This is a genomic window from Jiella mangrovi, assembly GCF_017815135.1.
Taxonomy (GTDB): Bacteria; Pseudomonadota; Alphaproteobacteria; order Rhizobiales; family Rhizobiaceae; genus Jiella; species Jiella mangrovi.
Map to the genome: position 1 here is coordinate 395578 of NZ_JAGJCF010000002.1, position 10893 is coordinate 406470.

The window sequence follows — 10893 nt, forward strand, 5'->3', positions numbered from 1 at the left end:
AAAATCTGCGCTACGGGAAAAGACCGGTTGTCGGGCAGACGCCGCCCCCAACCCCATGCCGCTCAGCCGGGAATGGTCATGCCGCGGTAAGAGGCGATGGCAAGGAGGATCGCCGCACCGAGCACGGCGCCGATCATCAGCCAGACGAGCGCGATGGCAAATTCGGTGGTCTTCGTGCGCGGACGCTTCTCGTCCTTCTTCTGCGGCTCGTTGATCCGCAGCGGCTCGTCGCTCGCATGGGACGGCTTGGAACTGCGCCCCTGCTGACCGACGTCACCGTCACCGAGAGCATCGTCGGCCGCATAGGCCTTCTCGCGATCGACGATCCGCTCCGCGACATAGTTCGTCACATGGTCGGCGATCACGCGCGGTTCGGTCGATTCGGCGAGCGTCAGGCGGCCAAGGCGGGTCTCGCGGACGAAGCGATAGGTCCGCCGGTCACGCGCCATCATGACGTTGGCGGTTCCGTCGATCCACAGGCGCGGATGCGCGCCGCCCGAGACCGTGAAATCGAAATAGTCGTCGGCCGGATCGAGTTCGCGGGTGATCGGCTGGAGTTCCTCGGCCAGGATATCCAGCCGGGCGCGGTCGGCCTCGCGGATATCGACGACGACATCGGAGCGCTGCGCCGCAGCGATCTTCGCCTGACGCACCGCATCTGCCAGCCGTTTCGTCCCCATCAGATGCGGGATCGTTTCCTTCGTCTCGCTCATTCCCACCTCGAATCGACCCGCTGAACCGAAAATTAACCGTAACGGCGTTTCGCATCGAAAGAAACTGGAACGATCGCCCGCAAGGGCATTTCAGGCGCCCTCGCCCCGCGCGATCGCCCGGCGAATTGCGGCGACACTCTCGCTAGGAGCTTCCAGTGTCAGCATGTGGCCGGCATCTTGAAGTCGCCTGACATAAAATTGCGGCGGAAGTTGCTTGCTCTGGGAAACCGGGGTGACAGTGTCCGCCTCGCCCCAAAGCACCTCAATGGCAACACCAGTCGCCGCGACCGCTTCGAGCGGCAGGACGCCCTGCTCACCGGTCGAAAAAAGCAGATCGAAGACCGTGCGAATTTCGGCCCGCCCCGCCCGATCGCTGCAATGCCTGGCCATGTCCGGCGAAACGGTAAATCCCTCGGCCACCATTGCCCGGAGCGCGGCGATCAGGTTCGCCTCGCTCGTTGCGTCCATCATGGCGCGGATCTTCTCGGCGTCGATCTCGGGACCGAACCCGCCCGGTGCAAGAAGCGTCAGCGAGAGCGCGCGCGCCGGCTCGAACAAGGCGCTCAGGCAGGCGACCGCGCCGCCCATCGAATGACCGACGAAATGCGCCTTCGCGATCTTGCGCGCCGCGAGCTCGGCGAGCACGGCCCGCGCCGCGACCTTCGGTGGGCCGAAGCCGGGAAACTCCCGCGACCGGCCATGACCGGGCAGGTCGAAGGCGAGGCATCGCCGGCCCTCTTCGGCAAAGACCTGGACGATGTCCCTGAAGGCTTCCGCCTGCCCGTCGAAGCCGTGCAGGAAGACGAGCGGCGGCTTCTCGCCGCCACCCCTCTCGATCGCATGAAGCCGCGCCGCCTCGCTCACCGGCCCCTCACTCGGAAAGGATGCGGTTCACCGCCGAGACGATCGCCTCGAGCGAGGCCGAGACGATGTTCTTGTTGATCGCCGCGCCGAACAGTCGGCCGTTCGCATGGGCGATTTCCATGTAGCAGATCGCCCGGGCATCGGAGCCCGCGCCGAGCGAGTGCTCGGAATAGTCGAAGACCGAGAACTCGATGCCGAGATGGCGCTTCAACGCATCGATGAAGCCGTCGATCGGCCCGGTGCCGTTGCCCTCGATGGTGATCTCCTGGCCGCCATCGACGATCATCGCCTCGACGATGCGCTCGCCCTTCACATTCTGGTTCGGCCGGGTGAAGTGGTCGACGAACTTGATGCGCCCGGCGGGCTGCTCGACATAGCGCTCGATGAAGCGCTCGTAGATCGCCTTGGCCGGCAATTCGACGCCGGTCTCGTCGGTGATGTGCTGGATGTCCTCGCGGAACTCGATCTGCAGATTGCGCGGCAGGTTGAGGCCGTAGTCGGCCTGCAGGATATAGGCGATACCGCCCTTGCCCGACTGCGAGTTGATGCGGATGATCGCCTCGTAGCTGCGGCCGACATCCTTCGGATTGATCGGCAGATAGGGCACTTCCCAGACTTCCGAGTTGGCCGCCCGCCTCGCCTTCATGCCCTTGTTGATCGCGTCCTGATGCGAGCCGGAAAAGGCGGTGTAGACGAGTTCGCCGACATAGGGGTGGCGCTCGGGGATCGCCAGCTTGTTGCAGTACTCGTAGACGTCCTTGATCGCGTTGATGTCACGGACGTCGAGGCCGGGGTCGATCCCTTGCGTGTACATGTTGAGCGCCAGCGTCACGAGATCGACATTGCCGGTGCGCTCGCCATTGCCGAACAAGGTGCCTTCCACGCGGTCGGCGCCGGCCATCAGGCCGAGTTCGGTGGCGGCGATCGCCGTGCCGCGGTCGTTGTGGGGGTGCAGCGAGACGATCAGGCTGTCGCGATTGTCGAGATTGCGGCACATCCATTCGATCTGGTCGGCATGGACGTTCGGCGTCGACATCTCGACGGTGGCCGGCAGGTTGAAGATCAGCTTGTCGTCGGGCGTCGGCTGGATCACCTCGGCGACCGCATTGCAGATCTCCACGGCGAAATCGAGCTCTGTACCGGTGAAGCTCTCGGGCGAATATTCGAAGCGGTAGCCGCCACCGGCCTTGGCCGCCATGTCGGCGATCATCTTCGCAGCGTCGACGGCGATCTGCCGGATCCCCGCGCGGTCCTTCTGGAACACCACGCGGCGCTGCAATTCGCTGGTGGAGTTGTAGAAATGGACGATCGGCCGGACCGAGCCCTCGAGCGATTCAAAGGTCCTCTGGATCAGCTCCGGCCGGCACTGGACCAGAACCTGCAGCGAGACGTCGTCCGGCGTGCCGCCCCGTTCGATGCACCAGCGGGCAAAGTCGAAATCGGTCTGCGAGGCCGACGGAAAGCCGATCTCGATTTCCTTGAAGTTCATGGCCAGCAGCATCGCGAAGAAGCGGGCCTTGCGGTCGTGGCCCATCGGGTCGACGAGCGCCTGGTTGCCGTCGCGCAGATCGACCGAGCACCAGATCGGCGGTTCGGTGATGGTCTTTGACGGCCATGTGCGGTCGGGCAGATCGATGGTGCCGTAGGGCCGGTATTTCTTCGGCGCGTCGGGCATGGTGCGGCGATCGGGCTCGGCGGTCTCTCGGGCGACGGAGGAAGCCTGGGGCATGGCGGACATGGGTTTTGAACCTTTCGGTCTCACGGACGGCCGCGGCGCGCTGTCACGAGCGGCGCAGATGGCGGACGCATCCGATATTTCGATGGATTTGTGAAGACCAAGGGACTGTGGCCGGCATCGCGCCGAGCCCGCTCGACCGCCGGACGCCCCTTGCTACCGGGCCCGACGGTCGCCGCTAAGAAGGAGGAGCAGTAGCTTGGAGGACGCGCGCAGAGCCGCCCCGCCGCAACGCGGCAGGCTGGTCTCATTCAGCGGGGTCCTCGAAAATTCCATGGTGCGCAAAATAGCCGACAGCTTTCGCAATGCAAGCGCTTTGATCGATCGCCAGCCCATCCTTCGGCAGAGCGGTCTTACAAAACCGGCACGCCGGTCTGCTTGGCCTCGTCCTCGGGCTCGACATGGATCAGCACGCGGGCGCCGGTGAACAGCTCCTGCAGCGCATCCTCGATCCGGTCGCAGATCCTGTGGGAGTCAGCGACGGTCATCTTGCCCGGCACCACCAGATGGAACTCGATGAACATCGCCCGGCCGGCAAGCCGTGTCCTCAAGTCATGCACTTCCAGCGCGCCTTCGGCGTTGCAGGAGATCGTTTCGCGCACCTTCGCTTCGGAATCGGTGTCGATCGCCTCGTCCATCAGGCCGGAAAGCGAACTGGTGACGACGCGTGCGCCCTCCCAGAGAATATTCAGGGCGACGACAGCGGCCAGCAGTGGATCGAGGATCGTCCAGCCGGTCAGCGTCGCGACGACGAGGCCGAAGACGACGCCTGTCGAGGTGACGACGTCGGTCATGATATGCCGTCCGTCGGCAGCGATGGCCGGCGAGCGGTGCCCCCTTCCGAAGCGGATGAGATAGACCGCCCAGACGGCGTTGATGACCGTCGCCACGCCGCTGATGAGAAGCCCCTCGACCGGCGCGTCGATGGCGCGCGGCTCGAGATAGGCGCCCCAGGCCTCTCGAAGGATCAGGAGCGCCGCCAAGACGATCAGGACGCCCTCGACGACGGCGGAAAAATACTCCGCCTTGGTGTGGCCGAAGGGATGGTCGTTGTCGGCCGGCTTGTAGCTGACCGTCACGGCCCACAAGGCGATTAGCCCGGCGACGACGTTGACGATCGATTCCAAGGCGTCCGAAAACAGCGCCACCGAGCCGGTCAGGATATAGGCGACGTATTTGATCGCGAGCACGACGAGCGCGATCACGACGCTCGCGGCCGCTACGCGCTTGGCGATCGGGGCATTGGCTTCAGGCATTCTGAAAAACTCGACCGCCCGAGCTAGGCGGCCTTCTCCCTGGCACGGCGGGGCAGATGGGCGACGATGTTCTCGATCATCCGCATACCGGCATCTCCACCCAGCGTCATGATGCTTTCAGGGTGGAACTGCACGGCCGCGACGGGTTCGCTGCGGTGTTCGAAGGCCATGACGATGCCGTCCTCGGTCTCGGCCGTGACCTCGAAGTCGCGCGGCAGGCGCACCGGATCGGCAAAGATCGAATGATAGCGGCCGACGGTGATCTCGGCAGGCAGGCCGGAAAAGATGATGCCCGGCTTGTCGATCCTTATGCGCGAGGGTTTGCCATGCATCGGAACATGCAGCGTCCTCAGCGCACCGCCATAGGACTCGGCGAGAGCCTGAAGCCCGAGGCAGACGCCGAAGATCGCCGCCCCGCGCTCGCGCGCCGCGGCGATCGTGCCCTTGCAGTCGAAGTCCGACGGCATGCCGGGACCAGGCGAGAGGACGACGAGATCCGGGTCGATCCGCTCGAAGATTTCGGGCGCGACGGGGGTTCTCACGGTGGCGACCGTTGCGCCAGTCTGGCGGAAGTAGTTCGCCAGGGTATGGACGAAGGAATCCTCGTGGTCGACGAGAAGAACCCGCAGGCCCTCGCCCACCTTCGCGGCCTCCCGCGCCCCGGACGTGGCGTTGGCGGCGCCCGCCTCGCGGATCGCGCCGAGAAGGGCGGAGGCCTTGAGTTCGGTCTCGGCCTCTTCTTCCTCGGGGTTGGAATCATAGAGCAGCGTCGCGCCGGCGCGCACTTCGGCGATGCCGTCCTTCAGCCGAATGGTCCTCAGCGTCAGGCCGGTGTTCATGTCGCCGTTGAAATGGACCATGCCGACGGCGCCGCCATACCAGGCGCGCGGGCTCTTCTCGTGTCTTTCGATGAAGCGCATGGCCCAGAGCTTCGGCGCGCCGGTCACAGTTACCGCCCAGGCGTGGGAGAGGAAGGCGTCGAAGGCGTCCATGCCGTCCCGCAGCCGGCCCTCGATGTGGTCGACCGTGTGGATCAGCCGCGAATACATCTCGATCTGCCGGCGGCCGATCACCTTGACCGAGCCCGGCTCGCAGACCCGGCTCTTGTCGTTGCGATCGACGTCGGAGCACATGGTGAGCTCCGACTCGTCCTTTTTCGAGTTGAGCAGCTTGAGGATCTGCTCCGAATCCGAGATCGCGTCCTCGCCGCGCTTGATCGTGCCGGAGATCGGGCAGGTCTCGACCCGGCGGCCATTGACCCGGACGAACATTTCCGGCGAGGCGCCGATCAGGAATTCGTTGTCGCCGAGATTGATGAAGAAGGAATAGGGCGACGGGTTCACCGCCTTCAGCCGGCGCGAGATCTCCGAGGGCATATGCTCGGCCCGCTCGTAGAAGACCTGGCCGGGAACGACCTCGAACAGATTGCCGCGGCGAAACTCTTCCTTGGCGGCGCGCACAAGCTCGGAATATTCGCCGGGATTGTGGTCCCCCCGCGCCGGGATCTTGTCAGAGGCGGCGAAAGCCGCCTCCGGGCCGCCGCGCTCGAGCCCTTCGGTCGACGCCCCGTCGACGGCAAAGTCGTAGCGGGTGAGGAAGGCGGAAGCGGAGTAGTGGTCGACCTCGAGAATCTCGTCGGGAAGATAGAGCACGAGGTCCCGGCGGGCGGGGTCGCGAGCCTGCGATTCCGTCACCGGGTCGAACTGGAAGGCGAGGTCGTAGCCGAACGCACCGTAAAGGCCGATCGCCGGATCTTCCGGCGAACGAAACAGGGAGACGATAGTGCGAAGGACCGAGAAGACCGTCGGGATGCGCGAGCGTTCCTCTTCGGTCACCGCGCCCTTCGGCGAGGCGATCGTGACGTCGATCCGCGCGTCATCCACGGCCAGCGATGCGACATCATCGCAGCCTCGCAGAGCTTCGGCGATAAAGCCGGCAAGCACCCGCCCCCGCTCGTTCAGCGCCTCGATCCAGAGATCGCGACCGCGCGACGCAATGGCGAGCGGCGGATCGACGAAGGCGACGTCCTGGCGGGTGTAGCGGCCGGGATATTCATAGTTGGAAAACAGAATCGCCCCGCGGCGATTGTCGAGCTTGTCGAAATACGGGTCGATCGCGCCTTCGTAATCGACCTTCTCGCGCCGCCGCGTCACGACCACGCCGCCTTGCGTGGTGTAGCGCTCGGCGCCGTCCTGAAGATGCTCGCTCACCATCCCAAGTCTCCCGGGTTTTGCCCGTTGGTCCGGACGCCACAAGCAAAAAGGCCGCCCGGATTTCGAGGCGGCCTATATTCGAGATCACGACATGCGTCGGCCCGGCCGCTCTTTAGAGCGCCCACCACCAGTTCTTCATCGTGACGATCGTGTGTTCCATGGCTGATCGATAGCCGCTGGCGGGACAAAGGGCAATGGGCCGAAAGCCGCTTTCGGGCAACAGACGGCGTGGCGGACGAGCGGCGGCTATCGCGGACCCTCGCCGGATCGCCAGAGCAAACAGTCATCGCGAACAGGACGTCAAAGCCGAGCGGCGCCTGCCGCCGCAACAATATTTGTGCTTCTGATCTTTTGCCATGGTTACGCTATGGAACGCGATGGGATACTGACGCCCTAGCAATTATCGTTGTGGGATGCTGTGACAGTGGAGCATGGACCGATCCTGGCCGACCTGGAGATCTTCGGTTCGCTCTCGCCGGAAGAGCGCAGCGAGATCCTCAGCGAAGTCGAACATCTGCGCGTGCCCCGCGGCCGCTATCTGATCCGGCTCGGCGAAGAAGCCGACGTTCTGTATTTCGTCCTCCGCGGGCGGTTCGAGGTCTTGCGCAGCGGCGGGCAGCTCGTGGCGGAGATCGGGGCCGGCGAACCGATCGGCGAGATTGCGTTCTTTGCCGGGGAGCGCCGCACCGCCGACGTCAGGGCATCGCGCGACAGCGAGCTCCTCTCTTTGTCGCGAAGCGCATACGAGGCGGTGTCGGCGCGGGTGCCGGCCTTCGGACAGGCCGTGCTGCGCGCCTTCGGGCGCCGGCTCGCCGCCGCCGCGACGACGGCGCCTGCCCTGTCGCCGCGCGTGCCCGGCCATATCGGAATCTGTGCCGCCGGGCCGACACCGCCGCCCGCCGACCTCGTTTTCGACCTTTGCGAAAAGCTCGCGGCCACGGGCGCCGACGTCGTGAGGCGAAAAGACGTGCCGAGCGGGATCGACATCGGCGACGAAGGCGCCTTCGCGACGTGGATGCTGTCGCGCGAAACCCAGTGCGATCGCCTCGTCCTGTTGACCGGCGACGGCGACCCGGCCTTCGACCGCGCGGCGCTGCGCCAGTCGGACTTTCTCCTGCTTCTCGGCGAAGGTCGGATTGCGGGCAACGGCCCCGTGCCGAAGGGCGAACTGGAGACCTATGCGCTCAGCCTGTTTCCGGCGCGAAACACCGGCCTCGCGCTCTGGCGGAAGCGAGCCGGCGAGGCGATTCATTCGACCAGGGACTGGCTCGCGGACCGCTCGGTCCAGCTCCATCATCACCTCGCGATCGACCGGCCTGCCGATATCGATCGCCTCCTGCGCTTCCTGACGGGACGCGCGCTCGGGATCGTGTTCGGAGGCGGCGGCGCGCTCGGTTCGGGCCATCTCGGCGTGATGCGTGCACTTCTGGAAGCAGGCGCGACATTCGACATGTATGGCGGCGCGAGCATCGGCTCCAGCGTCGCGGTCGAATATGCCAGCGGCCGGGACAGGCAGGATTTCATGGATCATTTCGAGGCGTTCTTCCTGCGCGAACGCGCCCTCAGCCGCCTGACGGTGCCGATCTACAGCGTCTTCGACCATCGCCATTTCGATGCCGCGCTCGTCAGGCGCTATGGCGACCTCGCGCTCGAGGACTGCCCCACCAGCGTCTTTGCCGTCTCGACGAACCTGTCGAGCGCAAAGCTCGAGCTGCATCGCCGGGGGCTTGCCTGGCATGCGATCCGGGCTTCGAGTTCGATCCCCGCCGCGCTGCCGCCCTTCGTCACGGAGACCGGCGAGGTGCTGGTCGACGGCGGCATTCTCGATAACCTGCCGCTCGACGTGATGCGCTCGCTGAAACCTGGCCCGAACGTCGTCATCGCCCTGTCGGTCGAGAGCGACTGGACCGTGGAGACCCGCTACGACGCGCTGCCGCCGCGCGGCACGCTGGCCCGGCAGCTGGCGCTCCGCCGGCACGACAGCAAGGATTTTCCGCGGATCATCGAGACCGTCACCCGCGCCATGACGGTGTCGAGCAGTCGTGTCGCCCGGGTCATGAAACTGTCGGAGGACGTTCTCATCGAACCGAAGTCGGTGCCCGGGATGGGCATTCTCGACTGGCGCCTCGTGCGCGAGCAGGAGGCCGCCGCCTACGACCATGCCGCTCGGCGTCTGGAAGCGGCCGGCGGCTTCGAAGCGCTGCTGGCCGAGGCGCGGAACGGATGCGAAAGTCCGGACGCTCTTTGAGCACTGACCGGAGACTTGCGAAGGTCGGCGAGTGCCGGATGTGCAGAACCGGCCGTCAGGCCGGTGCCGTTGCCGCCCTGCCCTTCTTGAACCGCTCGAAGCCGGCCGCCCGCAGCTCGCAGGCCGGGCAGCTCCCGCAGCCATAGCCCCAGTCGTGGCGATGGCTGCGGTCGCCGTGGTAACAGGTGTGGGTTTCCTCACAAACGAGATCGACCAGCGCGGTGCCGCCCAGCCTTTCGGCCATCTCCCAAGTCGCCGCCTTGTCGATCCACATCAGCGGCGTGTCGATAACGAAGCGCGCCTCCATGCCGAGATTGAGCGCGAGCTGCATCGCCTTGATCGTGTCGTCGCGGCAGTCGGGATAGCCGGAGAAATCCGTCTCGCAAACGCCGGTCACGATGTGCTTGAGCCCGCGCCGATAGGCCAGCGCGCCGGCAAAGCCGAGGAACAGAAGATTGCGACCGGGCACGAAGGTGTTGGGCAGGCCGCCTTCCTCCATCGCGATCGCCGCGTCCCGCGTCAGCGCCGTCTCGCTGATCTGGCCGAGGACGCCCATGTCGATCATGTGATCCTCGCCGAGCCGCGCCGCCCAGTCGGGAAAGCCGGCCCGCAACTGCGCCAGGATCACCGGCCGAACATCCAGTTCCACATGATGGCGCTGGCCATAATCGAAGCCGATCGTCTCGACGTGATCGAATCGCTCGAGCGCGTAGGCGAGGCATGTGGTGGAATCCTGCCCGCCGGAGAACAGGACGAGCGCCCGCGTTTCATCGGCCATGGCAATCCTCATCGGTCGAAGGGTGGACTTCGTGACGGCGCATCGTCGCAATCGCCAGAAACGCCGAGCGGACACCGAAAGGGAAGCGCGTCGATCGACGGGAGACGAGCCGAGCGTCCAGGCGCTGCTTCTTCGCCATCGGGTCGCCCATCCATGCGATCAAGAGAACCTGCAAAAAGGCGATGGTACGGTTGGGTGGTCTCGAACCACCGACCTCCGGAGCCACAATCCGACGCTCTAACCAACTGAGCTACAACCGCACACGGGAACGCGGCGTTCGATCGAATGTCGCGCACCCCGTTCCGCAAAAGACCGGATAGTGATTTTCGCCGGGCGATGCAAGCCCGCTCGTCGCATCGCCGGACTGGTTTTCACCGATCCGAGGAAAGACGCCGCCGCCATCCGGCCAACCGTCCCGGCTCCCGCGTTTCATCGAGACGCCGCAAGCGGTCTTTGAGCGGCCGTGGCGCCCAAAAACAAAAGGGCCGCGGCAGGCGCGCCCCATGAAACCTTCGCCGCGTCTTACCGCGAGGGGGAGACGCAGCGACGCTGCAAGCCGGTTCGGCTCAGCTCTTGGTCGCCTTCTGGAAAGCCTCGCGGCCCGGCTTCATCATGTCCTTGGCGACGGACTGGGACAGGGACTGCATTTCCTTGGCCTGATCGGTCGCCATCTCGACCTGCTTGCGCACATAGGCGGTCTGCATCTCGATGACTTCCGCGAAGGACTTGGCCGACATCATCGAGTCGAGATGGGCAAAGCCGAGCTCGGCATTGGTGCGCATCGCGTCGATGGCCTTCTTCGAGAGCTGAAGCGAGCCCTGATGGGCGCTTTCCATCGTCGTCTCGAGAGCCTTCGTCGCCTCGTCGGCCGCGGCCTTCATCCGGCCGTAGGCTTCCTTCGACTGCTCCATCGACTTCTGGGTCATGGCGCGGAAGGTCTCGTTCATCTGGCTCGGATCCATCCCGAGCATCGACTGCGGGTTCGGCATGGCGAACGGATCGCTGTTGGCTGCGGCCATCTGGCTATCTCCTCAGGGTCTTGTTCTTGGTGTCGGGGAAAGCCTCTTCATCCCCTTCGGTTCCTGA

General features: G+C 65.3%; 8 protein-coding genes and 1 tRNA gene. 1 reads left to right on the forward strand and 8 read right to left on the reverse strand.

Going from position 1 to position 10893, the window contains the following annotated elements:
• Nucleotides 1–62: 62 nt before the first annotated feature.
• The 5 genes from J6595_RS04745 to J6595_RS04765 form a co-directional block, all read right to left on the reverse strand.
• Complete coding sequence (locus J6595_RS04745; protein ID WP_209593283.1) at nt 63–713, reverse strand: hypothetical protein; 651 nt, start codon at nt 711–713, stop codon at nt 63–65.
• Nucleotides 714–803: 90 nt separating this feature from the next.
• A complete protein-coding gene (locus J6595_RS04750) occupies nt 804–1577 on the reverse strand; it encodes an alpha/beta fold hydrolase (RefSeq protein ID WP_209593284.1) in 774 nt (257 codons plus the stop codon).
• A 7-nt stretch (nt 1578–1584) separates the two neighbouring features.
• Nucleotides 1585–3306: a 2-isopropylmalate synthase gene (leuA, locus tag J6595_RS04755; protein ID WP_245197640.1), complete on the reverse strand. Its 1722-nt coding sequence runs from the start codon at nt 3304–3306 to the stop codon at nt 1585–1587.
• A 359-nt stretch (nt 3307–3665) separates the two neighbouring features.
• Nucleotides 3666–4568 carry a cation diffusion facilitator family transporter gene (locus J6595_RS04760; RefSeq protein WP_209593286.1) on the reverse strand — a complete coding sequence of 301 codons (903 nt, stop codon included), beginning with the start codon at nt 4566–4568 and terminating at the stop codon, nt 3666–3668.
• Between the two features lie 23 nt (nt 4569–4591).
• Entirely contained in the window at nt 4592–6781 is a 2190-nt protein-coding gene (locus J6595_RS04765) for an anthranilate synthase (RefSeq protein WP_209593287.1), read from the reverse strand.
• Nucleotides 6782–7205: 424 nt separating this feature from the next.
• Between J6595_RS04765 and J6595_RS04770 the strand changes: the two genes are divergently transcribed.
• Entirely contained in the window at nt 7206–9029 is a 1824-nt protein-coding gene (locus J6595_RS04770) for a cyclic nucleotide-binding and patatin-like phospholipase domain-containing protein (protein WP_209593288.1), read from the forward strand.
• Between the two features lie 55 nt (nt 9030–9084).
• On the opposite strand, the gene queC is transcribed toward J6595_RS04770, so the two are convergent.
• The 3 genes from queC to J6595_RS04785 all read right to left on the reverse strand — a co-directional run bounded on the left by queC (nt 9085) and on the right by J6595_RS04785 (nt 10826).
• The gene (gene queC / locus J6595_RS04775) at nt 9085–9807 is read right to left on the reverse strand and encodes a 7-cyano-7-deazaguanine synthase QueC (RefSeq protein WP_245197613.1); all 723 of its coding nucleotides are present in this window, start codon (nt 9805–9807) and stop codon (nt 9085–9087) included.
• 183 nt (nt 9808–9990) lie between these two features.
• Nucleotides 9991–10067: transfer RNA gene (locus J6595_RS04780), tRNA-His, on the reverse strand.
• Between the two features lie 306 nt (nt 10068–10373).
• Nucleotides 10374–10826 carry a phasin gene (locus tag J6595_RS04785; protein WP_209593290.1) on the reverse strand — a complete coding sequence of 151 codons (453 nt, stop codon included), beginning with the start codon at nt 10824–10826 and terminating at the stop codon, nt 10374–10376.
• Nucleotides 10827–10893 lie beyond the last annotated feature (67 nt).

Coding starts and splice junctions, on each gene's coding strand:
- leuA (WP_245197640.1), bottom strand. CDS start 3,306: ATGCCCCAGGCTTCCTCCGTCGCCCGAGAGACCGCCGAGCCCGATCGC.
- J6595_RS04745 (WP_209593283.1), bottom strand. CDS start 713: ATGAGCGAGACGAAGGAAACGATCCCGCATCTGATGGGGACGAAACGG.
- J6595_RS04785 (WP_209593290.1), bottom strand. CDS start 10,826: ATGGCCGCAGCCAACAGCGATCCGTTCGCCATGCCGAACCCGCAGTCG.
- J6595_RS04765 (WP_209593287.1), bottom strand. CDS start 6,781: ATGGTGAGCGAGCATCTTCAGGACGGCGCCGAGCGCTACACCACGCAA.
- queC (WP_245197613.1), bottom strand. CDS start 9,807: ATGGCCGATGAAACGCGGGCGCTCGTCCTGTTCTCCGGCGGGCAGGAT.
- J6595_RS04760 (WP_209593286.1), bottom strand. CDS start 4,568: ATGCCTGAAGCCAATGCCCCGATCGCCAAGCGCGTAGCGGCCGCGAGC.